At 46.1% G+C, this 26,852-nt stretch carries 26 protein-coding genes; 10 read left to right on the top strand and 16 right to left on the bottom strand.

The window, feature by feature from the left end; all coding sequences use genetic code 11:
* Positions 1-33: 33 nt before the first annotated feature.
* The 4 genes from hydA to ABDW33_RS01485 form a co-directional block, all read right to left on the bottom strand.
* Positions 34-1,416 carry a dihydropyrimidinase gene (gene hydA / locus ABDW33_RS01500; protein ID WP_343688300.1) on the bottom strand — a complete coding sequence of 461 codons (1,383 nt, stop codon included), beginning with the start codon at positions 1,414-1,416 and terminating at the stop codon, positions 34-36.
* Positions 1,400-2,860: an NCS1 family nucleobase:cation symporter-1 gene (locus ABDW33_RS01495; RefSeq protein WP_343688299.1), complete on the bottom strand. Its 1,461-nt coding sequence runs from the start codon at positions 2,858-2,860 to the stop codon at positions 1,400-1,402. Before ABDW33_RS01495 ends, hydA begins: the two co-directional genes overlap by 17 nt.
* A gap of 284 nt (positions 2,861-3,144) precedes the next feature.
* The gene (locus tag ABDW33_RS01490) at positions 3,145-4,497 is read right to left on the bottom strand and encodes an aminotransferase class III-fold pyridoxal phosphate-dependent enzyme (RefSeq protein WP_343688298.1); all 1,353 of its coding nucleotides are present in this window, start codon (positions 4,495-4,497) and stop codon (positions 3,145-3,147) included.
* Positions 4,498-5,198: 701 nt separating this feature from the next.
* Complete coding sequence (locus ABDW33_RS01485) at positions 5,199-6,656, bottom strand: CoA-acylating methylmalonate-semialdehyde dehydrogenase (protein WP_343688297.1); 1,458 nt, start codon at positions 6,654-6,656, stop codon at positions 5,199-5,201.
* Between the two features lie 146 nt (positions 6,657-6,802).
* Here ABDW33_RS01485 and ABDW33_RS01480 point away from each other — a divergent pair, with 146 nt between their 5' ends.
* The 3 genes from ABDW33_RS01480 to ABDW33_RS01470 all read left to right on the top strand — a co-directional run bounded on the left by ABDW33_RS01480 (position 6,803) and on the right by ABDW33_RS01470 (position 8,889).
* Positions 6,803-7,294 (top strand): Lrp/AsnC family transcriptional regulator, encoded by a 492-nt coding sequence (locus ABDW33_RS01480; protein ID WP_343688296.1) that lies wholly within the window; start codon positions 6,803-6,805, stop codon positions 7,292-7,294.
* Positions 7,295-7,556: 262 nt separating this feature from the next.
* Entirely contained in the window at positions 7,557-8,195 is a 639-nt protein-coding gene (locus tag ABDW33_RS01475) for a hemolysin III family protein (protein WP_343688295.1), read from the top strand.
* A 34-nt stretch (positions 8,196-8,229) separates the two neighbouring features.
* Positions 8,230-8,889: a GDSL-type esterase/lipase family protein gene (locus ABDW33_RS01470; protein ID WP_343688294.1), complete on the top strand. Its 660-nt coding sequence runs from the start codon at positions 8,230-8,232 to the stop codon at positions 8,887-8,889.
* Between the two features lie 129 nt (positions 8,890-9,018).
* Here the strand turns inward: ABDW33_RS01470 and ABDW33_RS01465 are convergent, their stop codons facing one another.
* From ABDW33_RS01465 to ABDW33_RS01455, 3 genes are all read right to left on the bottom strand, one after another.
* The gene (locus tag ABDW33_RS01465) at positions 9,019-10,332 is read right to left on the bottom strand and encodes a serine hydrolase domain-containing protein (protein ID WP_343688293.1); all 1,314 of its coding nucleotides are present in this window, start codon (positions 10,330-10,332) and stop codon (positions 9,019-9,021) included.
* 248 nt (positions 10,333-10,580) lie between these two features.
* Entirely contained in the window at positions 10,581-11,114 is a 534-nt protein-coding gene (locus ABDW33_RS01460; RefSeq protein WP_343688292.1) for a flavin reductase family protein, read from the bottom strand.
* A 1-nt stretch (position 11,115) separates the two neighbouring features.
* Entirely contained in the window at positions 11,116-12,141 is a 1,026-nt protein-coding gene (locus ABDW33_RS01455) for an SDR family oxidoreductase (RefSeq protein ID WP_343688291.1), read from the bottom strand.
* 100 nt (positions 12,142-12,241) lie between these two features.
* Between ABDW33_RS01455 and ABDW33_RS01450 the strand changes: the two genes are divergently transcribed.
* The 4 genes from ABDW33_RS01450 to ABDW33_RS01435 all read left to right on the top strand — a co-directional run bounded on the left by ABDW33_RS01450 (position 12,242) and on the right by ABDW33_RS01435 (position 16,870).
* Positions 12,242-13,024, top strand: a complete 783-nt coding sequence (locus tag ABDW33_RS01450; protein ID WP_343688290.1) for a mechanosensitive ion channel family protein — start codon at positions 12,242-12,244, stop codon at positions 13,022-13,024.
* Positions 13,025-13,156: 132 nt separating this feature from the next.
* Positions 13,157-14,875, top strand: a complete 1,719-nt coding sequence (locus ABDW33_RS01445; RefSeq protein ID WP_343688289.1) for a carbamoyltransferase C-terminal domain-containing protein — start codon at positions 13,157-13,159, stop codon at positions 14,873-14,875.
* Between the two features lie 7 nt (positions 14,876-14,882).
* Entirely contained in the window at positions 14,883-15,848 is a 966-nt protein-coding gene (locus tag ABDW33_RS01440) for a glycosyltransferase (RefSeq protein ID WP_343688288.1), read from the top strand.
* 14 nt (positions 15,849-15,862) lie between these two features.
* Positions 15,863-16,870, top strand: coding sequence for a glycosyltransferase family 9 protein (locus tag ABDW33_RS01435; RefSeq protein ID WP_343688287.1), 1,008 nt, complete (start codon positions 15,863-15,865; stop codon positions 16,868-16,870).
* Here ABDW33_RS01435 and ABDW33_RS01430 read toward each other — a convergent pair.
* The 6 genes from ABDW33_RS01430 to ABDW33_RS01405 form a co-directional block, all read right to left on the bottom strand.
* Complete coding sequence (locus ABDW33_RS01430; protein WP_343688286.1) at positions 16,776-17,909, bottom strand: glycosyltransferase family 9 protein; 1,134 nt, start codon at positions 17,907-17,909, stop codon at positions 16,776-16,778. The two genes, ABDW33_RS01435 and ABDW33_RS01430, sit on opposite strands and share 95 nt — an antisense overlap.
* A complete protein-coding gene (rfaE2, locus tag ABDW33_RS01425) occupies positions 17,906-19,390 on the bottom strand; it encodes a D-glycero-beta-D-manno-heptose 1-phosphate adenylyltransferase (protein ID WP_343688285.1) in 1,485 nt (494 codons plus the stop codon). The genes ABDW33_RS01430 and rfaE2 overlap by 4 nt, the downstream gene beginning before the upstream one ends.
* Positions 19,362-19,949 carry an HAD family hydrolase gene (locus tag ABDW33_RS01420; RefSeq protein WP_343688284.1) on the bottom strand — a complete coding sequence of 196 codons (588 nt, stop codon included), beginning with the start codon at positions 19,947-19,949 and terminating at the stop codon, positions 19,362-19,364. Before ABDW33_RS01420 ends, rfaE2 begins: the two co-directional genes overlap by 29 nt.
* A complete protein-coding gene (locus tag ABDW33_RS01415) occupies positions 19,927-21,180 on the bottom strand; it encodes a glycosyltransferase family 1 protein (RefSeq protein ID WP_343688283.1) in 1,254 nt (417 codons plus the stop codon). The genes ABDW33_RS01420 and ABDW33_RS01415 overlap by 23 nt, the downstream gene beginning before the upstream one ends.
* A gap of 3 nt (positions 21,181-21,183) precedes the next feature.
* Entirely contained in the window at positions 21,184-22,212 is a 1,029-nt protein-coding gene (locus ABDW33_RS01410) for a glycosyltransferase (RefSeq protein WP_343688282.1), read from the bottom strand.
* Positions 22,213-22,549: 337 nt separating this feature from the next.
* On the bottom strand, positions 22,550-22,840 hold the full coding sequence (locus tag ABDW33_RS01405) for a hypothetical protein (protein WP_343688281.1): 291 nt from the start codon (positions 22,838-22,840) through the stop codon (positions 22,550-22,552).
* A 38-nt stretch (positions 22,841-22,878) separates the two neighbouring features.
* Between ABDW33_RS01405 and ABDW33_RS01400 the strand changes: the two genes are divergently transcribed.
* Positions 22,879-23,658: a DNA-formamidopyrimidine glycosylase family protein gene (locus ABDW33_RS01400; protein ID WP_343688280.1), complete on the top strand. Its 780-nt coding sequence runs from the start codon at positions 22,879-22,881 to the stop codon at positions 23,656-23,658.
* Here the strand turns inward: ABDW33_RS01400 and ABDW33_RS01395 are convergent.
* Positions 23,647-23,871, bottom strand: a complete 225-nt coding sequence (locus tag ABDW33_RS01395; protein ID WP_343688279.1) for a hypothetical protein — start codon at positions 23,869-23,871, stop codon at positions 23,647-23,649. The genes ABDW33_RS01400 and ABDW33_RS01395 overlap by 12 nt on opposite strands.
* Position 23,872: 1 nt before the next feature.
* On the bottom strand, positions 23,873-24,403 hold the full coding sequence (locus ABDW33_RS01390) for a hypothetical protein (protein WP_343688278.1): 531 nt from the start codon (positions 24,401-24,403) through the stop codon (positions 23,873-23,875).
* A 188-nt stretch (positions 24,404-24,591) separates the two neighbouring features.
* Between ABDW33_RS01390 and ABDW33_RS01385 the strand changes: the two genes are divergently transcribed.
* Both ABDW33_RS01385 and ABDW33_RS01380 read left to right on the top strand, forming a co-directional pair.
* Positions 24,592-24,954 carry a hypothetical protein gene (locus ABDW33_RS01385; RefSeq protein ID WP_343688277.1) on the top strand — a complete coding sequence of 121 codons (363 nt, stop codon included), beginning with the start codon at positions 24,592-24,594 and terminating at the stop codon, positions 24,952-24,954.
* A 75-nt stretch (positions 24,955-25,029) separates the two neighbouring features.
* Positions 25,030-25,206: a hypothetical protein gene (locus ABDW33_RS01380; RefSeq protein WP_343688276.1), complete on the top strand. Its 177-nt coding sequence runs from the start codon at positions 25,030-25,032 to the stop codon at positions 25,204-25,206.
* A 34-nt stretch (positions 25,207-25,240) separates the two neighbouring features.
* Here ABDW33_RS01380 and ABDW33_RS01375 read toward each other — a convergent pair whose 3' ends face one another.
* Entirely contained in the window at positions 25,241-26,731 is a 1,491-nt protein-coding gene (locus ABDW33_RS01375) for an MFS transporter (protein WP_343688275.1), read from the bottom strand.
* Between the last annotated feature and the right edge of the window lie 121 nt (positions 26,732-26,852).

The raw sequence follows: 26,852 nt of genomic DNA, 5'->3' as shown, positions 1-26,852 counted from the left end.
GTAGCTGCTATCTGCACTGGCATATACTTCTCTTTAAATCATCCCATTCACCTTATTCCTCTTAATAAACTGCCCGGCACCTTTCTGTAACAAACACTCGCCTTTTTCTATAGCGACCTGGCCGCGCAGCAACACCGTCTTTACTTTGCCTGTTACAGCCCAGCCTTCATAACCCGAGTAATCCACATTCATATGGTGGGTACTAGCCGATAATACATGTTCTTCATTCGGATCAAAGATGACGATATCTGCATCACTGCCTATTCCAATCGTCCCTTTGCGGGGAAACATGCCAAAGATCTTTGCCGGGTTGGTACAGGCGACTTCCACAAATTTGTTCAGCGTAATCCGCTTTCCATGTACGCCTTCACTATACAATAACTCCATCCTGTTTTCTATGGCCGGGTGTCCATTGGGAATCTTTGAAAAATCGTCTTTCCCTAAAAGCTTCTGCTCCCACATAAATGGGCAATGATCTGTCGCCACCACGTTGACCAATCCCTGGTTGATCCCGGCCCATAAGGTGGCCTGATCCTTTGGCTCTCTCAATGGTGGGCTCATAACCCACTTCGCACTTTCGAATCCCCTATCGTAATAAGATCTATCCAATAATAAATATTGAATACAGGTTTCTACAAATACATGCTGATTGCGCCGGGTGGCATTGCGAACCGCATTCAAAGCGCCCTCACAGGTAAGGTGAACAATATATCCGGGGCAACCCGTATAATCAGAAATATCTGCAAAGCGGCCGGAGGCCTCAGCTTCGGTCACTTCTGGTTGTGAGAGGTAATGGTAGCGGGGAGAAAGATTGCCATTAGCCCTGTTCTGGGCAACGAGGTAGTCAATCATGTCTCCATTCGTGGCATGCACGGTTACCATACCACCCTGTTTCTTTACTTCCTGCATGAGTGCGACCATCTGCCTGTCGTCAATCATCAATGCACCTTTGTAGGCCATGAATGTTTTGAAAGAGGTAATGCCTTCTTCGACTATCATGGTTTTAATTTCAGCTTTTGTGTTTTCATTAAAATCGGTCACTGCCATGTGGAAGCTGTAATCCCCTACGGCGGTGCCGCGGGCACGGCTATTCCAGTCATCAAGGGCTTCTTTGAGGGAGTGGCCCTGGGTTTGTAAAACAAAATCGATGACGGTGGTGGTACCTCCAAAGAGAGCGGCACGGGTGCCTGTTTCATGGGTATCGCTGGAGAAAGTGCCCATGAAAGGCATGGCCAAATGGACATGTGGATCTATACCACCGGGGAAGATGAGATGACCGCTGGCATCTATTTCCCTGGTAGCGGAGACTGGCAGGTTTTTTCCTATGGCGGTAATGACTTCGTCTTCTATAAAGATATCAGCCACATAGTCTTCAGCAGCAGTTATGATTCTTCCGTTTTTAATCAGCAGTGACATATTCGATAGATTTTATTGAACGCATCATCAGTGTATATCCAATCCCTGAAACAAAGAACCCTACGAACCACGCATAACTATACATTCCCGTCAGCCATGCCGGCAGGGTGTCCGCCGCTATTACATGTATAGTCGCCAGAAAACCGGGTATATTCGGCACGATTCCCAGCAACAGTGCTAATAGCGCATACCTGTTGTAGCCATTGGTGTAGCTATACCGCCCATCGTGCTGGTACAATTCATCCAGTTCCAGTTGCTGTTTCCGCAGGATATAATAATCAGCAATCATAATCCCACCTACGGGGCCTAACAAACTTGAATACCCTACCAGCCAGGTAAATATATACCCGCCTGGATCCGCCACCAGCTTCCAGGGAAATATCAGGATACCAATAATGCCCGTGATAAAACCACCTGTACGAAAACTGATCTTTGCAGGATTCAGGTGGGCAAAGTCGTTGGCGGGACTTACAATATTCGCTGCTATATTCGTGGCGAGTGTTGAAATCGCTACTGCTATCATCGCAATACTTACCAGGATCTTATTATCAAACTTTCCGGCCAGGACGACCGGATCCCAGATGGTAGTGCCGTATACAATTGTAGTCGCGGAGGTGACAACTACGCCAATGAACGAAAATAACGTCATAGATGTTGGTAAGCCCAGCGCCTGCCCTTTCACCTGTGCCTGCTGACTCCGTGCATAACGTGTAAAGTCTGGTATATTTAATGAAAGTGTGGCCCAGAAACCCACCATCCCTGTCAACCCTGGAATAAAGAACGCCCAGAATGCACCTGAACTGGTAAATTTTGAAGGTTGTGTCAATATAGGTCCCAATCCTCCACTCACTGCATGTATAGCCCAATACAACAGGGCCAGTGCCGCAACAGGCAGGAAGATGGCTTTGAACACCAGGAGTTTTTTGATACTGTCTATACCCAGGTATACCACGTACATATTCAGTATCCAGAAAAGAATAAAACAGATAGCGGGGCCTGTTGCCAATCCCCAGGAAGCAGGGAAGATAACAGGCAATCCTTCTAGAGACGGGATCCATAGTCGTAACAGCTGGTAGACGGCAAAACCTCCTATCCATGTCTGGATGCCAAACCATCCACAGGCGACGATGGCTCTCAGCAGCGCAGGTACGTTTGCTCCTTTAGTACCAAAGCTGGCACGGGCGAATACAGGGAAAGGAATACCGTATTTTGTACCTGCATGGCCGTTCAGGATCATGGGTATCAACACTACAGTATTGCCTGCGAAAATAGTCAGGATAGCCTGCCACCAGTTCATGCCTCCTTCTATCAGTGAGCTGGCGAGCATGTACGTTGGAATGCACAGGCTCATGCTAATCCAGAGCGCTGCATAGTTCCAGGTGTTCCAGGTCCTGCTGCCAGCAGGTACGGGGGCCAGGTCGTCACTGTACAAATTGGTAGGCATATATTAATAGTTAGTTCTCAGATGATTGTTGCTGCAGGCATGTACAAACCTGTTTTTCGTAAGCGCTACCCGCTCATTTTACCGATTCATAATCAGTTACAAATGCGGATCAAAAAATTGCGATCCTACGGTTGATCTATTTATTGTTCAACAAATTGCCGTCATCCGGTTGACCTATTTATTGTTCAACAAATTGCCGTCATCCGGTTGACCTATTTATCGTTCAAAAAATTGCCGTCATCCGGTTGACCTATTCACCGTATTACGTTAATATATCCAATACCTCAGTTCACATAAGCATCAGCTATACCCAATGCATCGTCAATAATTCCCAATCCCTCATCCATCTGCTCCTTCGTTATACTCAACGGTGGGGCTATAAACACGTAATTCCACCTTACAAACGCATACATCCCTAATTGCTTGATCCTTGCTGCCACCTTATTCATCACCACCATCTCATCAGGCTTTGCATTAAATGGTGCCATCGGCTCTTTGGTGCCCCTGTTTTTTACCAACTCTATGCAGCCCAGCAGCCCCGTTGTTCTAAAATCACCAATACAAGGATGATGTGCTTTCATCTCCTCCATTCTCCTTGTCACATATTCTCCCATCAGGGCAGCGTTCTCCAGTAAATGTTCATCTTCATAAATCTTCAGTACCTCTACTCCTGCTGCACAGCACACCGGATGTGCTGAATAGGTGAGCCCCAGCCACAAAGTCTTCTCATCAAAATGTGCCGCAATCTGATCACTTACGATCAGTGCACCCAATGGCAGGTAGCCCGCGGTTATTCCCTTAGCGGTCGCTATCATATCCGGCACTACACCATGCACGTCACAGGCAAACCATTTCCCTGTTCTGCCAAACCCACTCATCACTTCATCCGCTATCAGCAGGATTCCATGTTTATCGCAAAGTGCCCGGATCTTCTGCAGGTAATCAGGTGGATATTTGATGCAGCCGGAACTTCCACTTTCTCCCTCCATCAGGATTGCCGCAATATGCTGAGGGCCTTCGAACTCAATGACCCTTTCTACATGGCTTACACACTCACGGGAACAGGAATTCATTTCCCTTCCCCACGGACACCGATAACAATATGGATCTTCCACGTGTACAAAATTTGGTGCCTGTTGTGCATCGGCGGCTAACTTGCGGGGATCTCCACCCGCACTCATGGCTACGTAAGAAGCACCGTGAAATGCCCGGTAGCGTGTTATTATTTTATGTCTTCCGGTATAAAGCCTGGCAAGTTTTACAGCATTTTCTATTGCACTTGCACCACATACTGTAAAAAGTGTTTTTGTAAGATTTCCCGGAGAGATCTCTGCCAGTTTCTTACCTAATGCCCCTCGTGCTTCCGTTACGCAACTGGGTGTAACATAGCTCACTGCCTGCATTTGCCTGACCACCGCCGCTGTGACCCGTTGGTTGCCATGCCCGATATTCACATTGATTAATCCGGATGAGAAATCCAGGTATCGTTTATCATCATAATCATACAGGTACACGCCCTCCGCATGCCTGACAGCAATGGGGTGCAAGCCTTTCTGCTGGCTCCATGAAAACAGGGTGTAGTCAAGATTATCCTGGATAATCTCCTGTGTGGTTGACAGGTCAACAATAGCTGACATACAATTATTTTTTAGCAGACTTGAAATACTCCTGGCTCATCCAGTTCATCCCTTTCTCCGGGTCAAATTTTGGTCGTACTTTAATTTTTCCTGATTCGTCTGATCACCCGTTTCTCCGGGCTATCCTGGTTGTACTCTTATTTATTCTTACAGATATAAATCATTCCTTTTACCGGGATGTCTTTGGGTATATTATATTCCATCTTCCCTCATTCATCCAATTCACCCCTTCCTACGGGTCAAATTTTGGTCGTACTTTAATTTTTCCTGATTCGTCTGATCACCCGTTTCTCCGGGCTATCCTGGTTGTATTCTTATTTCTTCTTACAGATATAAATCATTCCTTTCACCGGGATGTCTTTGCGTATATCCCATCTTCCCTCATTCATCCAATTCACCCCTTCCTACGGGCTATCCTGTTTGTATTCTTATTTCTTCTTACGGATAATTCATTCCTTTCCGGGATGTCTTTGCGTATATCCCATCTTCCCTCATTCATCCAATTCACCTCTTCCTCCGGGCTATCCTGTTTGTATTCTTATTTCTTCTTACGGATAATTCATTCCTTTCCGGGATGTCTTTGCGTATATCCCATCTTCCCTCATTCATCCAATTCCCCCTTCCTACGGGCTATCCTCGTTATACTCTTATCTCTCCCAATCCATCCAACCCACGCTTCCTCACTACCACCTGCCCTTAGACTAACTCATCCAATTCACCCCTTCCTCCGGATTCCACTTCGTCGTACTCTTCTTCAGCTTCGTCCAAAACTCAATCGAACTCTTCCCCGTTATATCGCCCACCCCAAACTTACTCTCATTCCACCCTCCGAACGAAAACGGCTCCCTCGGCACAGGCACTCCCACATTCACCCCAATCATCCCGGCACTTGCCCGCTCCGCCACATAACGCGCCATACTACCATTCTGTGTAAACACAGACGCAGCATTCCCATAAGGGCTCGCATTTTCTATATCAAGTGCTTCATCTATAGTGGAAGTGCGAAGAATACTAATCACAGGTCCAAAAATTTCCTCCTTCGCAACAGACATATCCGGGGTAACATAATCAATTATTGTGGGTCCTACGTAAGTACCATTTTCTTTTCCTGGTACCGCTGCGCCTCTGCCATCTACCAATATACGGGCGCCATTTTCCGCTGCTTCTGTAATATACTGTTCTATTCTCGTTTTTGCATCTTTATTGATCACCGCTCCCAAATTTTTTCCAGGAATGATCTTCTTCGCTTCTTCACATAAACGCGCTATGATATGCTCTACATCCCCTACTCCTACCATCGCCGATGCCGCCATACATCGCTGTCCCGCACAACCGCTCATTGAAGCAGCTATATTCTGTGCCGTCATATCCGGTTTCGCATCCGGTAATACCAACAGATGGTTCTTTGCACCACCTAATGCCAGGCAACGTTTTAAACTTTGTGTCGCCCGCTGGTATACTAACTTCGCCACTTTCGTCGATCCTACAAATGAAACCGCCGCAATGTCAGGATGATCACATATAGCATTCACAATTTCACTATCGCCATTCACGATGTTAAACACACCGTCCGGCAATCCTGCCTCTTTCAATAAGGTAGCCAGCAGCCCTACACTTAATGGCACCTTCTCCGATGGCTTTATCACCATACAATTGCCCAGCGCAAGCGCATTCGGAATGGTCCAGTTAGGCACCATCGCAGGAAAATTGAACGGTACGATCGAAGCCACCACTCCAACAGGTACATGCGTAGTACGGCATTCAACGCCACTAGACACTTCCAGTACTTCTCCCGTTACCAACTGTGGCAACGATGTCGCAAACTCAGTCAGCTCTATACACTTCTCTACCTCCTGCACCGCTTCTCCATACGTCTTCCCGTTTTCTGCACTGATCAGACCCGCCAGGGCATCCATGTTTTTTTCTAACAGGAATTTATACCTGAAGAATACCTGCACCCTTTCCTTAATGGGCGTCCGGCTCCAGCCAGGAAATGCCTTTTTTGCTGCCTGTACGGCCAGATCAAGATCCGCCGCTGTAGAACAGGGCAATGCTGTTAATAAGGTGCCGTCAATTGGAGAGATGACGGGAATAGTACGTTCGGAAGCGATTCTGGTAAAACTCCCGTTCACAAAATTCTGCAATTGGTCGTATTTCATATGCCTGGGGTATTTGGAGTGAAAAGCTGTAAGTGGATGGTTAGCCACTGACATTTTTAATACGATACCATCAATTTACTGAAAAAAATGTACATTTAGCACATACTTTCTGAAATTTCTGCATTTTTTGTACTACAACCCTGGTTATGGCGAAGCACAAACTACCCGAGCACTTACCTGCCCAACTCGATGATCTCGATTTCTCCATCTTATCCTATTTACAACAAGATGGCAGGGTATCATTCACCGTCATTGCAGAAAAGCTGAACGTGTCCATTGGTACCATCAGAACCCGGTTTAACCGCCTCATTGAAGAAGGTACCATCAGCATTATCGGCAGAGTAGATCCTGATAAGGTAGGATTCAGGTCTTATGCACATATCGCTGTCTACATCCGGCCCGCCACGTTCAAAGAACTGGTGTCCAAGCAAATCGCCCAACTCCCTGAAGTAAGTTTTCTTGCCATGACCTCAGGCGCCTACGACCTCGAGGTCAATGTCATGTGCAGAGATAATGACCACCTGGTACAGTTCGTAAATCAATTGTCTGAAATCGAAGGCGTCTACCAGACAAATACCACCATCTACTTCAAGGTCTATAAATACGCTCAGCCAGATTTGAACCTCTTAAAAGAGTAAATCTCCTTTTATTGCCATCAGCATTGCTATAAATCGCATACCATGCGATAAGCTCCCGTCTATAGCACGATCAGGGAGATATTCCGCAGATAACCCGCAGATAACCCGCCTATAAGCCGCCTATAACCCGCATCTAATAAGAGGCGGGATATCTGCGGAATATCTACGGGAAATATGCGGGTCACCAACATTATTTGACTGTTGTTTAACACTTCGCACCCCCTATTCTCTTTAATTTTGCACCTGACGAAAAGATTAACCAATGATTGTTTTAGACTCATTTTACAACCGCAAACAAGAGATCATGCACGGCATCATTCACGCCGTAGGCATCCTCTTTGGCCTGAGCGCCCTCCCTGTGCTCACCGGCATCGCCGCCACCCACGGCAATACCCCTGGTATCGTAGGCGCCGGTATCTACAGCTTTTGCTTTATTCTCTTATTCACCTGCTCGACCGTATACCACCTCGCCCAGGACCAACAAGTCAAAAAGCTCTTCGTAGTGCTGGATCATATCAGCATCTACTTCCTCATTGCAGGTACCTATACGCCATTTCTGCTCGTGTTTATGAACAATGCCTTCGGTATCACCCTGCTCTGCATTCTCTGGGGCCTGACCGCCATAGGCGTGGTCTTTAAATCTTTCTTTACCGGGCGGTTCAACGTATTGAGTACTATTATTTACCTCATTATGGGCTGGATCATGGTCGTAGGTGGTAAGACATTCTTTACCGCCCTGCCTGTGCCCGTGATCACCATGATCGCCATCGGTGGTGTACTATATTCCATTGGTGTATATTTCTATATGAAAGAAAAAGGAGCCTATACACACGCCGTATGGCATTCCTTCGTGCTCGCCGCCGCCATCTGCCATTATGTTGCCGTGTTGCTATCTGTATAGAATTGTTTATTTTGACGTTTTAAAAGCGAAGTTTATGAAGAAATCCATACTCCTGCTGCTGTTAGCCCTGACCGTTATACAGGTCAGCCATGCGCAGGATAAGCCACGTTTCTGGGATGATGTACAAACCATTAAACACTACGATCAGATGTACGCCCCGCCCGCAAATCCTATCCTCTTTGTCGGGAGCTCATCTATCCGTAAATGGGAAGATGCTGAAAGAACCTTTGCAGCCTACGATGTACTGAACAGGGGTATCGGCGGTGCGGTGGTGAATGATATTATCTTCTACCTGAATGATATCGTATTCCCTTATCATCCAAGGGAAATTGTATTGTACGTTGGTGAAAATGATATTCCGGCTGGTGCCACACCCGATACCGTGCTGGAGCGGACAAAACGTCTGATCACGGCCATCAGGGCCCAACTGCCTGAAATACCTGTTACGTATATTTCTATCAAACCCAGTCCTTCCCGGGATCAATACCGGCAAACTGTTCAAGCAGCCAATAGCCTGATAAAGGAATACCTGAATACGCAGCACAAGATTACATGGGTGGATGTTTTTACGCCTATGCTGACCAGGGATGGGAATTCAAGACCCGAAATTTTTCAGAGCGATATGCTGCACCTGAATAAAGATGGTTATAAGATCTGGAAGAAGTTGATTGAACCGACTTTATTAAAAAAATAAACCGCGACGCTTAAATAACGGCCACCGTGGTAATTGCGCCCACGATATTTCTCTCCATCAGGGGGCAAACAATAAAAGGGGACGTCCCAATGCCTTGAGACGTCCCCTTTTATCTTAAAAGTATATATACTAATCTGCTATTCTCTCCAATGGCAATTTCAGACCTCCCGTCATCAGGTAGGCCTTCACCACCTTCCCCCCTGCATCTGTCACGAACTCTATCTGCCTGTCTGTTCCATCTCCGTAATAAAATTTCTTCTCTGATTCCGGGATCAACTCGATATCATTCACACCATCCACCTTACGGTATAACTTCCCTCCTTTCCTGAGCAATTCTATGAACGTCTTCGAAAAATAAGTCCCTACATAATTATCAATCACCGCATTGTTAATAGCTACCTCTTTATGAACATAAGGATTTACTACCGGCATGTTCAGCATGATACCTGCGAGTGCACCAGCGATATACGGCGCGTTAGACTCATTGTTGGATAATACGATCACATTGAAATCTCCATCCTTAAACCAGCTAATCATGCTACGATAACCAGGAATGCCACCACTGTGCCAGATCCTTGGATGGGTATCCAGGCTGTCCACAAATACAGCATAACCATAATTACCCATATAGGCAGTGGTCATCTTCTTTGTGGTGGCTTCAGACAGCACTTTATTGCTTAATAACGCCCGATCCCATGCCAGCAGATCACCGGCTGTAGAATACATGCCACCGGCAGCATAAGGACCGGACATGGTATAAAAAGGAATATTGTAATCCTCCCAATATCCATGTGTGCGATAAGGCAGAACAGTATCCGGGCGATCCATACCCGTGTTCTTCAATCCCGCTTTATCTGTAATTATTTTCAGATAATCTGTAAAGGGATGCCCCGTTACTTTTTCTACAATATACCCTAACAGGAAGTAATTGGAATTGCTATACGCCCACTGGGACCCCGGTGTAAACAGGTAAGGTTCGTTCTGAAAAGTGCGGATAAAATCAGCCGGGGCTACATCCAGCACATCTGCATGCAGATCGCTTTCAGGCAGGGAGGTGTAATCTTTAATTCCCGTAGTCTGGTTCAGCAACATATGAATGGTGACCTGGTCACCCTTTGGATAATCAGGAATATATTTATTCAGCTTATCATCCAGGCTAAGTTTACCCTGCTCCTCCAGATCAAGGATACATGCGGCTGTAAATTGCTTCGTAATTGAGCCAATACGGAATTTACCGGCCAGCGTATTTTTCACATGCCACTCCCTGTCTGCTTCGCCAAAAGCACTGCTATAAATGACTTTTCCTTTCTGGGCGACTAATACCGTACCACTGAAATGTGCAATAGTAGACTGTGCACGCATGTACGCTTCCATTTTTTGCGGGATAGTGGTCTGCGCATGCAAGGCAAAGGGCAACAGGAGAAATGTTAATAACTTTTTCATAGGATGAAGATACAATTTCCTTAAACAAGAATACCCTCCTTACGGCGATGTGAAGAAGTGGTATTCCCGGGAAAGCATACGGGTGAAAGCGCCTATTCTGAACACTGCCATCGCCTGTATGGTGTGTCATCCCGACATCTCCCTTCCGGATATAAATACGGTCAATTATATCCGCCAGGCAATCCTGCTCCTTTTCTCCTGTAAAAGACATGGCCCAGGGTCATCATCTCTGGCTGGTAATGAACATGCTACTTATCTGAATGAATACGGATATTCTTCCCGGAGCGCACAAACTGACTATTGCCCCGGTAAGCGATCGTTTCAGGATATTTAGGCCGGGAAGCCACATGGGCTTTGACCACTTCGAAGATGAAGAAGTTGTAGTCATTGACAAGCTTACGGTCATAGATCTTACATTCAAAGCTGGCAAAACATTCTTTAATTAACGGGGCCTTGACCAAACTGGCAGGTTCCGCCGTGAAGCCGATCGCGGCAAATTTATCCGTGTCTGCCCCGGTACAGTTCCCCACAGCGACCACTTTTTTAGCGAGACCTGCGTCAGGGATGTTAATCACGCATTCCCCGCTTTTACGGATCAGGTCAAAACTGTAATTGCTACCAGTGATCATACAGCCAATAAGGGATGGTACAAACTCCATGACTGTGTACCATCCCATCGACATAATATTCTGTTTGCCCTGATAGGCAGATGTAACAAGTACTGTTGGTGTTGGTTCTAAAAATCGTCTGACGTCTTCTACCGGGAAATCTTTCTTTTTCATATCAATTTGAGTCTTGTCGCTGACCTGAACCTACTTTGCCAGTAGACTCATTTGTCGCGTCAGGTAAGTTTTCTTTTGTGAGTACCGGGTCATCTGATGCTCCACGATCCTTATACTTCCTTCCCACGATCAGATCACCATCCCGTTCACCACTCTGCTGTGAAATATACTCCCGCTCATTCAGCGAGGCTTCGTGCTGCGGCAGCTTTTCCCCTGCCGTATTATGACTCGGTTCATTCAGCTTACGTGCGTTGGATGCAGATATTCTGGATCCTAACAGGTCATTCATCCACACATGTAATTTAGTCTTATTACCGGAGATAATCTTTCTTTCGCCTTTCATCAATGCCTCGTATCCATCTTTCGCCACTACTTCAGGAGCGGCTAACTCAGACTCCCTGTAAGTAACCGTATCCTCCTGCCCTGCTTTGTGGAAAAAGTCTGTATCTGTCGCGCCGGGCAGCAGTGCAGTGATCGTAATATTCGTGTCGCGCAACTCTTCGGCCAATGCAGCACTAAATGACAGGACAAATGCCTTGGTAGCAGCATACACCGACAATAAGGGCATCGGTGTGGTCCCTGCTTCGGAACCTACCTGCAGGATCTTACCTTCATTGCGGCGTACCATGTCACGCAGAAATAATTTCGTGAGTGACAGCAGGCCGATTATATTCAGGTGTATGATATCCAGGTCACGCTCCAGGCTGGTATCCACAAACGGGCCCCATTCTCCCTGCCCCGCATCATTGACCAATACATCCACAGTAATTCCCATTTTTCTTGTCTGTTCGTAGATTTCTTCCGCAGATTCAGGTGCAAATAAATTCTTTGCTATGGGAGTCACCTCAATGGAGTAATTTTTTTTCAACTCGTTCGTCACTTCATTCAGCCGTTCTTCATTACGTGCAACCAGGATCAGGTTGTAACTATCCTGTGCAAAGCATTTCGCCAATTCAAAGCCAATTCCACTGGTGGCGCCTGTTATCAGCGCATACTTATTTCTGTTCTCTACATTAACGGGTTCCATAATTTAGTTTTTTATACAAAGGGAGGTACAAAGATGAGGCCACGCGATTGCTAAGACTGGTATGATATTTCATATAAGGTTAATAAAAAATGGCTTACTTATGATGGATAAAATGCTTGAGAACGCTTACCATTGGCTTGTTCTCTACGGACCCAGGATAGCACTAGCATTGTTTGTTTTGTTAGCAGGACAATGGGCGATTCATGTTTTAAAGAAATGGTTGTTAAAAACCCTGATGAAACATCGTGAAGACACTACCTTACGCCCTTTTCTGACCGGCCTTATCACAACTACCTTACAGATATTCCTGCTACTGGGCGTGATGCAGATGTTAGATATCCGTATGACTATCTTCGCCGCTTTAGTAGGATCTATCGGTGTGGCCGCGGGCCTGGCGCTCTCCGGCACACTACAGAACTTCACCAGTGGCATCATTATATTACTACTTAAACCTTACAAGGCGGGCGATACCATTATGGCACAGGGGCAGACAGGTATTGTGAGCTCTATACAGTTATTCAATACCATCATCATTACAACAGATAACAGGGCTGTCATCATTCCCAATTCCAAACTTTCGAATGAAGTGATCATTAATCACAGCAGTACGGCAACAAGACGGATTGAAATAGATCTCAAATTGAGTTATGCCTATCCACCGGAACAGGTGAAACCTATTGTGCTCAAAGAAGCAGTAGCAACTCCCAATGTACATAATGATCCAAAACCGGAAGCAATCGTATCTAACCTGGAACCTGATGGATGGCACATCATGATCTATGCATGGACGACTCAGCAGGAATTTGACGAAACAAAATTTGATCTCAACGCCAGGGTGATCCATAGTTTGCGTGAAAATGGCATTAAACTGCCGGGTATGTAGGCAAGCATGCTGCCTATGGGTAATTAACTCTCATGATTTTATAACACTGAACAGTTAAAGCACAGCATGGCTGTGCTTTTTGCATTCTGCAAGGTATTTGTGCTGCAACCCCGGACACAAAAAACTTTGCTTATGTACACGCTGGGCATCAATGCAGCTTTTCATGATTCCGCTGCCTGCATCCTTAAAAACGGACAATTACTGGCAGCCGCAGAAGACGAACGTTTTACACATGTGAAACACGGGAAACGGCCCATCCCTTTTTCTGCATATGAATTACCTTTCCATGCGATCGATTATTGTCTGAAAACAGCCAACATCCATTTGAGTGATGTAGATCATATTGCTTACTCCTTTGATCCTTATCTGCTGATGGATCCTAATGATGTCGTCCAACAGAAAGTTGAATTACCGCTGGACCCTGCTAAAAGACTGATGCCTGAGAAGTGGCTATCACCATGGGATCCTTTATTTCTCTCTTCTATTATCAACGCGCCCGGCCAACTGATAGACGGGTATCCACATCACCTGCAGGAAAGATTCAGAGATGCCGGGGTAACAAAAGATCGCTGGCACTTTATTGAACATCACCTCAGCCATGCGAGCAGTGCCTTCCTGCCCTCTCCTTACATGGAGGCAGCGGTACTTACAGTAGATGGACGTGGAGAAAAGGCAACGACGACTTTTAGTATGGGCAGTGGCAATGATCTCCGTAGAATCAGCCAGGTAGATATGCCGCATTCATTAGGCCTGCTGTATGAAAAAGTCACTTCTCATCTCGGCTTCCTCCATTCCTCTGACGAATACAAAGTAATGGCGCTGGCTTCTTATGGCAAGCCTGTATTTACGAATGCCTTCCGATCGATGATCAACATGCGTAATAACGGGATCTATACGATCAATGATGATGAAATGGTTGAACTGCTGGGGCCTGCACGTAAAAAAGGCGATCCTTTTACGGATCATCATTTTAACATTGCGCACTCGTTACAGCTGGTGTTGCAGGAGTCCGTACTGGAACTGGCCAGCTGGCTAAAAAATGAAACAGGAGCAGACAACCTGTGCTTTGCCGGTGGTGTTGCGCTCAACTGTGTATTAAATGCAAAACTGCGCGATGCAGGGCTGTTCAAAAATATATGGGTACAACCTGCTGCGGGAGATGCGGGTACAGCCCTGGGTGCTGCGATGTGGGTAGATGCTACTGAACGCAGGAGTACCCGGAAGGATTTTAAAATGGACCATGCATATTGGGGGCCTGAATATGGTGATGATGAAATTGAATCTTTCCTGAAATGGACCAAGACGCCTTACCGCAAGATGACGAACATTGCAGAAGAAACGGCTGAATTGTTGATTGCGGATAAAATCATCGGTTGGTTCCAGGGCAGGATGGAATTTGGTCCACGGGCATTGGGGAGCCGATCTATACTGGCATCTCCCCTTCATGCAGAAATGCAGGCCAGGCTCAACGAAGTGAAAGACAGGGAGGATTTCCGCCCCGTAGCCCCTGTGGTCATGGAAGACAAGGCAGGTGAATGGTTCGAAGGCGCATCCTATTCTCCTTTCATGTTGTTCGTCTATGACGTGAAGGAAGAAAAAAGAGGTATGATTCCTGCGGTGACTCATGTGGATGGAACAGCGAGGATTCAGACCGTCAACAGACAACAGCACGAGCAGTACTACAACCTGCTGGAAGCATTTTACAATAAGACAGGCGTGCCTGTGCTCATCAATACATCATTCAATACTTTAGGAAAGCCCATTGTATGCACACCACGCGATGCTATTGAATGCTTCTGGTCTTCACCTTTCGATGCGTTGGTCATCGGATCATTTTTAGTTGAAAAATAAACCTGGCATGAAGATATCAGTTGTTATCCCGACATACAGGCGTCCGCATTTATTAACTGCCTGCCTGGAAGCACTGTCACGGCAAGACCTTGACAAAGATGAATTCGAAGTCATCGTAGTAAGCGACGGTCCTGATGTAAGTACCCGGACTGTTATAGATGACTGGCATCAAAAACGGTTGCTGGACCTGCGATATATTCCACTGAACAGGAAAAAAGGTCCGGCAGCTGCGCGTAACAAAGGCTGGAAAGCTGCCGTTGCACCACTCATCGCATTTACAGATGATGATACACTCCCTGACAGTCGCTGGCTCAGCAGTTTTTTAAAAGCCTGGGATGGCAGACAGGCCATTGCATTCTCCGGGAAAGTGGTTGTACCTATTCCCAGGGAACCAACGGACTATGAGCGTAATACGGCACAGTTAGCGACCGCTGATTTTGTAACGGCCAACTGTGCTGTTACAAAGGAAGTATTGAATGCCTTACACGGATTTGATGAAAGATTCACAATTGCATGGAGAGAAGACAGTGACCTGGAATTCCGGTTACTGGCGTTGAAAGTACCGGTAGTAAAACTACTGGAAGCAGTAGTCGTACATCCTGTGCGCAAAGCAGAATGGGGGGTAAGCATCCGGGAACAGAAGAAGAACATGTACAATGCACTGTTGTACAAAAAATTTCCCGGCATGTACCGCCGCAAAATTCAGCGCAGACCTGCATGGAATTACTATGCTATGATCGCGATGATACTGCTGGCAGCTATCTGTCTTGCCGAAGGATTGATGGTACTGGTAAGTCTCTGTTTGTTAACCTGGCTGATCATGCTGGGGTTGTTTATCACAAAGCGACTTTCAGATACCACGCGGCGGAGGGCACATGTGGTAGAGATGATCATCACATCTATGGCTATTCCGTTTGTAGCCATCTATTGGAGTCTGTACGGCGCATGGCGGTACAGGGTATTTTTCCTTTAATACATATATGTTTTATGAACTTTGTTGGTGACCTTCAGAAAATTGCCATTTTCAGGGCCTTACAACTGGGTGATATGTTATGTGCAATACCGGCCATCCGTGCCTTGCGTACGGTATTCCCTGATGCACATATTACCCTCCTGGGATTGCCATGGGAGCAATCGTTATTAGCACGGTTCCCGGGCTATTTTGACGCCTTTGTACAATTTCCGGGGTATCCGGGCTTACCAGAACAGGCACCCGATATAGCGGGGTTCCCCGCTTTTCTACAGGCTATGCAGGCAGCGCAGTTTGACCTTGTATTACAACTGCAGGGAAATGGGTCCGTTGTCAACCCGATGCTGGCTTTGTTGAACGCACGATATACCGCGGGGTACTGGCGTAAAGAGGATTATTGTCCGGATCCGGCATTGTTCCTGGAGTACCCGGAACATATCAATGAAATTGAAAGACACCTGGCATTGATGCATCACCTGGGAATTCCATCACAGGGAAAGGAACTGGAATTTCCCATTACAGCGCAGGATAAAGATGAATTTGAGCAATTGCAGTTGCCGTTGATCCCGGGGGAATACATTTGTATTCATCCCGGTTCAAGAGGTAGCTGGCGCCAGTGGCCGCCGGTGCTTTTCGCTTCGCTGGCAGATCACTTTGCGTCGTTAGGCTGGCAGATAGTTATTACAGGTACGAAGGAAGAAATTCCCCTGACCCTGGAAGTTGCATCACACATGCAATATACTGCTATCAATGCAGCAGGCATTACTACGCTGGGGAGTCTGGCTGTGATGGTGAAACATGCACGGGCATTGTTCTCTAACTGCACCGGCATTTCGCATATTGCGGCGGCGTTGCAAACGCCGAGTATAGTGATCAGTATGGATGGCGAACCTGAACGCTGGGGGCCGTTGAACAAGCAATTGCATTACACTATTGATTGGACAAAAGAGCAGCGTTATGATCGCGTGCTGAACTGGAGTGAGCACCTGCTTGCTCAAACAACGCAGCGGCCGATATTGCAATAGATTCGGGCGTAGCCGGAGGCAGCATCTTTTGTGCTGAAATATGGTACGCATATCGTACCACTTCGTTCCTGCTCCGCAGCTTTTCAGGCACATCGAAATACAATACTTTGCTGTGCACATTCCATGGTGTATGCTGAGGATTGGTCAGCGCATAGATCACCAGTACAGATGTATTGGTAGCGGCTGCAATGTGGATAATACCTGTATTTACAGCAATGACCAGTCTTGCATGACTGACCAATGTAATTAATTCCTGAATATTTAGTTGTCCTGTGAGCGAATACACAGGAAAGTTTTCCAAAGCCTGGATCAGTTCTTCATTAGGTTGTAATCCTGTCAACAAAAACTGACAATCTATGTTAGCAGATAATTTCTCTACAGCTGCAGCCCATTCTGCTACGGGATATAACCGTTTTTCTTCAGACACATCCGGATGCAGGATGATCCATGGCTTTTCAATATCCATACCTGTAGCGGCTATCTTATTCCGGATGCCCGCCCATAAAGATTCATCTACTTCCACCCGTAATTGCTCATCTGCCGTAAAAGCCCCGATGCTGCTCACCAGGTCAAGGTCACGCCGTACCTGGTGGCGGATATATTCATAAGGTTCCTTTTCAGGTTCCCAATGGGTGAGTAATCCGTAAGGGTTTTCCCTGCAATAAGCCAGGCGTAAAGGAATGCCGGCCTGGTATACCAGCATGGCAGCAGGTAATGGATTCTGACTGTAAACCGTGAAAATAACTGCACCATCAAATTGCTCCGCTCTTAATGACGCGATGATTTCGTTATAGTCGTCAGTAGATGCTGTCTTTACCCAGGGAGCATCAAAAACAATCGTATCATCTATTTCAGGGATGCTATCGGTAATCACTGCACCCCGGGAGGATGTCAACACGGTAACCTCACATTCAAATGTTCGTTTCAATGCCCTGATAGCAGGTACGCTCATGAGCAGATCGCCCATGTTATCGGGCCGTACTACCAATATTCGTTTGCAACCAGCCCATTGCCGGTGAGCAACAGTTGTTTCTCTCATGCTTGTGCTACTTTTAAAACGGGAGATGTGTGGATCCTGCGGATCAGTGAGGTCGTAGATCTATCCGGTACAACCGGCAGTATCGTTACTACGCCACCCAGTTCTTCCACTACTTCGGCCTCCGGTAGTCCTTCACGGGTGTAATCGCCTCCCTTGGTAAACACATCGGGAGCGATTGTTCTGATCAGTTCTATCGGGGTATCGTCGCCGGGGTTACCAAAGGGTATAATATGGTTAACAGCCCCCAAACCACCCAGCACTTCCATTCTGTCCTGTAGCTGATTAATAGGCCGGGTACTGCCTTTTAGCCGTTTAATACTTTCGTCATTGTTGATGCCTACGATGAGAATGTCTCCTAACTCCCGTGCACGGGTCAGGTAGCTTACATGTCCACTATGCAGGATATCAAAACAACCGTTTGTGAATACGATGCGTTTTCCCTGGGCTTTGTATACCGCACATACTTCTTTCAGCTGGTCTACACTATCCAGGTACTTATTATGCATAGAGTAGAATGCCATCAGCTCGCCTTTGGCACAATAAGCGGTATCATCTTTATCGATCACAATGGCAGCAGCAGCTGCAGCCATCTCTGCGGCATCGCAGAGCTCCATCCCCGATAAACACGCCATCGTAAATGCACTGATATATGTATCGCCGGCGCCAGATACATTTAGCTGTGAAACCGGGTAGGCCGGTGTATGACAAACGACTTCTCCGTTATCAAAGATCAATGCGCCTTCTGCGTCCAGCGTTAGTGCTACAATGCCGGCACCTGTTATGCGGGCTATAGTACTTCCCATATCACGCAGCTGTGCTGCACGATCAGCGGATGTTTCCGGCAATTGCAGGAGTTCCATCATCTCATGATAGTTAGGTTTCACCAATGATGGGCGTAAGTGCCGATAAAGATCAAGGCGCTTTGCATCTACCGCGATGAACTTGCTTTTATCAGCATTCAATCTTTCCAATGCAGCGATGATACCTGGTGTAATTACACCTTTATTATAGTCAGCGATCACGATCGCGTCATAATTATCAAAACTGGATTCAAGGAAGGAGATGAGTTTTTCTTCACAACCATCAGGCACTGCTATTTCCGTGCCTTCATCATATCTCGTCAGCAGCTGGCTGCCAGCTATCACACGTGTCTTCACGATTGTATGCCGGCTGTTGCAATTGATCAGGTAAGTATGAATACCTTCTTTTGAAAGCAAGGCCTGTGCATCTTTTCCCGCAGTATCCTCTCCTACTATAGCTGCAAAGGTCACATCTGCCCCCAGGTACCGGAGATTGATAGCCGTATTGGCGGCACCACCGGGCACACAGGTGTGAGAGGTGATATTGACAACCGGCACAGGTGCTTCAGGTGTTAATCTTGTGCTGGCACCCCTGAGATAGGTGTCAAGTATGAGATCGCCCAATACCAAAACCGAAGGTTGATGCAAACCATTAACCAGTGAATGAAATTGTTGTGTCATGTCCATTTACTTTAGTGATAAATTGTGCGGCATCGAGCAGATCGCTGGCAATGTATGTTGGCGTTCGCCGAGGGTTGATCATCCACTCCGTTTCGTGCCCGTTATTAATCAGCAGCGAGCGACATCCAGCCTGATTACCGGCTTCTACATCGTGGAGGATGTCGCCAATCATCCACGATTGTTTTAAATCAACACCTAATTGTTCAGCTGCAGCCTGTAGCATACCAGGACCTGGCTTGCGACAGTTACAGTTGATTGCATATGGAGATATGGTTCCCTCTGGATGGTGCGGACAATAAAAGAACCCGTCGAGTAGTACATTATACTCAAGTAACAATTCATTGATTTTTTGTTGTACGCCTGCTAATTGTTCTTCTTTAAAGTATCCTCTTGCAATACCCGACTGATTCGTGATGACCACCAGCATGTATCCCTGCTTATGAAAAAGCTGCATAGCCATGCCTGCATATTGTTCCAGTACCATTTTCTCAGGATCTACATTGTAAGGTACATCCTGAATCAGCGTACCGTCTTTATCAATAAATATGGCTTTTCTCATAATAAGTCTCGTTGATCACCTGCTGGTACAGGTACTTCATTTTGCGCGCTACACATTCCCAGGTAAACAGGGCATGAATACGCTTAATGGCATTGCTGCTCATCTCCTGACGCAAGTGATCATCCTGCAGTAATTTAAAGATAGCAGCTGCTAATGATACCGGATCCCTGGGAGGTACCAGCAATCCTGTTCTGCCATCTGCCACACTGTATTTAATACCACCCACCTCACTCCCTATCACGGGCGTGCCACATGCCATCGCCTCCAGTGGTGTGATACCAAATGGCTCATACCAGGGAGTCGTAATGAAAAGGTCTGCCGCAGAGTAATAATGTTTTAATTCATGCCTGTCCCGTTGACCGGCAAATATTACCTGGTCACTCACGTTCAGTTCACCTGCCAGTGTACGTAACCGTTCCAGTTCATGATCCGCTTTTGCAGATGATGCAGGTACGTTACTTCCCACAATGACCAATTTTACATCTTCCATTTGCAGGTGGCCCAACGCCCTGATCACATTGTCCACTCCCTTGCGGGGCACCATTCTTCCCAATTGTAAGATAATCTTATCATGAGCTGGCAGGTGTAATACTTCCCTTGCCTTGGCCTTGTCCACGGCATATACTTCCTCAAGGTTCACTCCACATGGAATGATAGTGATCTTATTGAGCGGTGCTTTATAAAAATTAACCAGGTCTTCTTTATCCTGCGGGCATTCTGCTATCACCTGGCTGGCCTGCAGGATCACTTCTGATTCTATATCTATGCGCTCGGGCGGGAAGCGGTCCTGATCACCCTGGTACATTTTACGCACGTGTCCCAGTGCATGAAATGTAACTACGAAGGGAATACCCAGCAGTTGTTTCAGTTCCATCGCTACGAGTGCGGACATAAAGAAGTTGGCATGTACGAGATGATAAGTTACCTGCGCTTCTTCCATAAAGCTGATCATCTCCTCCCTGAAAGCTGCCATATATGGCAACAGTTCTTCCTTCGCCATTACTTTTGCCGGGCCTGCATCTATCTGGATCACTCTGACATCTTCCATCCATGGAGTAACAGATGGCATCTCCGGGCTTTCACGGCGAGTGAACACATCTACCAAATATCCCATGCGGGACATCTGCTTTGCCAGTTCTGCTACATAAACATTCTGTCCGCCGGCATCTACACTTCCCGGGGTAACTAAAGGGGAAGCGTGCTCGCTGATAAATGCAATCCTCTTTTTCATATCCTACATGATTTTTTCTTTTCCGCTTACATTCGCATTGCAGGTGTCTATATTGAATGGCTGTCCGGGTACATTGGCGCAAACAGCATTGAACAGGTTTTCCCAATCCGCCGTGAAGCGGTCTATATTAAAGCGTCTGAGAGCGGTTTCCCTTGCTGCTTTGCCCATTTGAGCAGCCAGCTCAGGATCATTCATCAGTAGTTTCATTTTATCGATCAGGAAATCAAGATCCGTGTGCACAAAACCGTTCACTCCATTTTCGATCACGGTAACGAGTTCAGTAGTGGCGAGTCCGATAACAGGCAATCCCTGCATCATCGCTTCGCATACAGCCAGCCCTAAACTGGTATGGCGTACCGGATGGAAGAAGTAGCGATACCTGCCTCTGAAAGCAGGTAGTTGCGGGTGTAACACCTCTCCTCCTCCTACAGCCTCATTACCCATACCTGCCAGGTCTACGGGCACCTGTCTGGCCACATGCTGGAACACATCCCAGCCCAGCGCACGCCCTCTTTGCGGCAGGTGATTAATGATGGTTACACCTTTATCCAGTTCTCCTGTGTAAGGAATATCTGAATCTGTTACACCATGTTCAATCACGGTAACCGGCGTACGGTTATTATCCCACATCAGCTTATTATAATGTGTTACATGCACAAGGCAGATACGACGGTCATTTACCGTATGGCGGGTGCCAAAAGGGCTCTTGAGCGGGGTATTATGTTCCAGATATACTCTGGGCAGCCTGCGCTGCGTAGGTGTCAGGATCTCGTACTGATCCACGAGATAATTTTTCACTGACTGATACATGATAACGTCAAAGTCGTAACTTTTCACCATATCAGCAGGTATCTCAATTACATTACTTCCAAAAGGAAATGTCCTCCCACGACCATAATAACCGGGTGTACGCTCATCATTTACCGGGATATATATATCATAATTCCCCTGTGACAAATAATACAAATAGCTACCGTGAATATGCCATGTAAAGATTTTCAATCTATTTTCAGAACCAACCCGGGTCATCATACAAAGAGATATTTGATTTTATAGTGAGTGAATATATTTCGCATCGTTGATAGATCTCAGCCAAGTACCAAGTGGAATGTTCGTCGGATAGTGTTTAGTGCCTTTACTATATATTAACAAGAAGCAAACCAACAGTACTCAATGATTTAGAAACGTACTGTGAACAGGCGTTTGTTTGGATGAAAGTGTTTCGCAGTGGGCGGGGGTTTGCAAGGAACTGAGCAAGTTGTTCCCCACTTCTAGGAACCATGGGAACAAGGTGAAGTAAAGGATCAGATCGCCTGAAACCCGTAGCCGAGGCTGCATTAAAAAGGGAGACTATTGCCTCCCTTTTGTCTCATTTACTTTCGTTTTCCCTGCTGATTAACTTGTTGAAATAACTGACTTCACCGTCTGCAGTCTTTTCCTGGTAGAGAAAAGCGAGGCTTTCGTCATCAAACTTTTTAAAGAATTCATCCCAGGATATTTCCTGTAGTCGCCCGGAATCGTTGCCGGGAAAGTCTATCCGCAGCACACCGGGTTCTTTCTTATTGCCGGTACCTTCGACCTGTGCCGGCTTTCCTTTTCGTTCTTCTACCCATTTCCTGATCGTTTCATGATCAGTAGTTGTATTTGATAAGCTGCTCATGATATGTTAATTTTAAGCGTGAATAAATCTTTGTTGTTATGCCTGAGATACCAGACCTTGAAGTGTTCAGTATGAACCTCACGAAAATGCTGAAGGGGAAAGTGGTAAAAAAGCTGGAAGTACCGTACCCCAAAAAATTAAAGACGACCGTAGCTGCGCTCAAAAAGCAGATTGAAAAGCAAACACTCACCGAAATCTATCGTGAGGGGAAACAGCTACGGCTTGCATTTGATAATAAAGCCCGCCTGGGATGGCACCTGATGTTGCATGGAGAACCTGCACTTTTTGAAGGAAAAGATTACCCTAAATGGACGATCATCGCTTTGCAATTCGCCGATGGCAGCGGGTTGGCCATGACCGATTTTCAGGGGCAGGCAATGGTCACCCTCAACCCTGAAGAGAGTGAAGTACCGGATGCCATGTCCAAACAGGTGAATACAAAGTTTCTTACTGCAACCCTGGCATCTTCTAAAAAAAAGATTAAAGACGTATTGATGGATCAGGACCTGATCCGTGGTCTGGGTAATGCCTATACAGATGAGATCCTGTATGAAGCGCGTATTTCTCCTTATTCCATTGCTGATAAAATCCCGGCTTCGAAGATAAAGATACTGGCTGCCAGTATTAAGAAAGTACTGAAAGACGGTATCAAACAGATCCTCAAACATGACAAGCAGCTGATCAGTGGAGAATACCGGGACTTTATGAAAGTACATCATGCGCGGAAAGAAAAGAGCCCTGGAGGATCTCCTATTCAATCGCACAAGGTAGGTTCAAGGAAAACATACTATACAGACGAGCAGGAATTATTTACCTGAACGCTCATGAAATGCCTTTTCCCAGTCTAATAAAGCCGCTTCCAGGGTATTGCCTTCACCAAAGATTGCCTGCTCTGTTCCGGCCCCTAATACGCAATAATATAATTCACCGTCTGTATATACTTCAGGCCGGAAATTAGCAACAGGTGCAGGTAGATTCATCGATGTGAAATCTACCTGTACCTTTTGTTTATCAAGAGATGTATGTTTCATATTATAATTCATTTCTGTCACCGCCTACACTGTAAGGATTATTTTCTTCGTCTTCTGCACCCCGTTCTTCATTATCATCATCGAGTTCGCTACCTGGTATGTCCAGGTCCTCACCAGATAACTGACTGGTCCTTTCTTCCAGCAATTCACCTTCATCATCGACATTCGTCAACTGAGCACGCTTCAGGTCACGGGCACCTTCATCGCCAGGTGTTACGTTTGCACTGTCGTATAAGTCTTTTCTTTCCTGGCGCGTTACATTGCTACCCTCGTCTGTAATCAGTTGTTCATCGTCTGTTTCTATTGCATCTTCAGGACTGCCATTCAGGTCGTCGAGCACGCCATAACCTTCTTCATCGTCAGATGCAGGTGTCGCAACACGACCTGTTCCGGGAGGCAACGGTTCCACGTCTTCCTGGCCAGGTATATCACTTACTTCCGGCATGTCTATAATGGTAGTTGCTGGTTTCATGCGTTCCTGATCGCGCCTGGAATCCTGTATATCTGCTGTGCTTTTTGTCTTGTTTGCCATAAAATTCGTTTTCTTTTAAATCAACAATAATGAGGCCATGCCATGTACACAGCAGGAAGTAGTTTTCACTTCGGGATGCGGGGAAATAACTCACGTAAATACCTGCGAAAAAAGACTACGTATGGCATGGCGTTAAGTTTGCACTATGTTCTGCTGGAATTAATTCTTTACCCTAAAAAAGTGTAGTTATGAAAAAGACAAACGAACAACTGGAAAATCCGGTAGGAGATCAGAAAGAACAGGCATTTGATGATCAAAGGAACAAGGCTTCGTATGAAGGTGATCAGGCAAATGAGAATGAAGAAAATGATGCGGATGTAAATGACGACGAAGAAGAGGATGGTTCACCGATTCTGGATGAAGCAGATCTGGAAGAAAATGATATTTCTGAAGATGACGCCGAAAGTATAGAATGGGGACCTGAAGGTAAAAAAGGTGGTAAGCAAAATATCACCAATGCGGCTGATACCGGCTCTAATAATAAGGGGACCGACGATGACAACCGTACAGGATCCAATACTATGCGGACAGATGAGCCACCCATTAAATAGTCGTGGCTGAACATGCTGGCGCTCTTTCTGGCCTTGTATTTGCGGTATTTTTATTATTCACTAAAACTTCATTTTATGAAAAAGTCAAATGATCAACATCCTTCCCAGGATCAGCAAAACAGGCAAAAGGCCTTTGATGATCAGCGACGAAACAGAATGCAGGAAGGTGATAAAAATGAGAGAAAAACTGCGGATACGCATAGAAACGAAAGAGACAATACAATGCAACCGCAGCACAAACCACTTAAATAATAGTGGTGATTAAACAAAAAGCAAGCAGGCAGTATCATACGACACTGCCTGTTTTTTTTGCGCTCCTCTTTTGCTGTATTCTTCTCAGGATCCCCCACAACTGCTCATGTAATGTTATCATATTCCCGATCAGGAAATAATCCTTTAAGCTGTTCTTGATACTACTTTTCATCACTCTTTTAGCCATTTCCTTGTCAACTTCTCCCGTCTCATTCACCTGTACCAGTAACTCTACTGCTATGAACAATAATACCGCGCTGATCAGAAATAAAAAGGTCCATTCATTCAGGTTCACTATGTGAAACAGTTTATGTGTATGCGGTCCTGTCCACAGGGCATCGATCTTCAGCGTACGACTGGTAAAATAATCTGCCAGCAGGCCCCCTATCAGTGGTGAAACCGAAGAGAACACAGCTGTGACCATATTTTGTGTAGACAGGTAAACGATAGCGTATTCTTTCGGCGCCAGCTTGAGACCAATATTCACCAGTGCCAGGTTGACTCCTGATAATGACAAGCCTGTAAAAATGTGAATAACGAGCAACAGTATGAGGTTAGGCCATAATGCTGACCAGATCCCCACAAAACACCATCCTATCACGCAGGCTACATACAAAGGCGTGGCAAGAGCGAGTATTGTCTTATTGCTATACCTGTCAGAAAAGAACCCCCATACCCTTACAGAAAAGACATTACACAGCAGACTTATCACACTCAATCCGATCACATACGAGATAGACAAGCCCAATCCCTTCATCATATAAACCGTAAAAAATGGTGTGGCTATATTTAATGCAAATACCCAGAAAGAATGAAAGATCAGCATATGGACGAAGTTGCTATCTTTCAGCGGACGACTGAAGAGCCTGAACATATTTTCCCTGCTCAAATAAGATTGCTGTTCGGGCGTTCTGGCGAGAAAAACAGCACCTATAATACCCAATATACCCGCTGATACAAACATGATGGCATAAGCATCCAGTTCAAATGATATATACCTGTTGCGGATCACATCAATTAACCCCGCACAAAACAGGCTCAGTACCACATTCAGCATTTGCAGGTAACTGGTCCTTTTTGCGAAATAGGTACCCAGTGTTTCTTCCGGAACGAGGTCTTTCATCCACGCATTCCAACTGGGCCCCGCAATAGAGCCGAAGAAATAGTAGAAAAAAAGAAAGATGATCATGGTGGTCAGCGACTTTTCTGCCAGGAGAATACTTGCACCGATCACCAACAAACTAACACGGGCAAATAAGGAACAAGCCACGCAGATGAGCCTGCGATTATTGAACCGGCGTACCAGCCAGATGGATAACAACTGAAAGATATTTGTAAAGGCCGGCAGTGCACTGATAATACCAATTAATAAATTGGAAGCACCCATCAGTAAGGCCATTGCTGTAAGAAAAGCGCCACCCGTCAATGTTGTCATCGCCTCTGCTGCCAAACCATCCGCGATAACCATACGGAGTCCATTGTCTACATCTGTCTGGGTTAATGCAGGTTTGGGTCGCAACCACATATGCTTAAATTTTGATGGATCACCACACAAACCACACCAGTTTTACAATGCGCATGCCTGACCGACCAGGGATATGTGTTGTTTTCAAATGCCCATACATGTTTGCTAAAGTGAACTCCAT

This window comes from Chitinophaga sp. (assembly GCF_039596155.1).
Lineage (GTDB): Bacteria > Bacteroidota > Bacteroidia > Chitinophagales > Chitinophagaceae > Chitinophaga.
The sequence above is the reverse complement of the archived record's forward strand: the minus strand, read 5'-3'. Positions and strand labels throughout refer to the sequence as shown.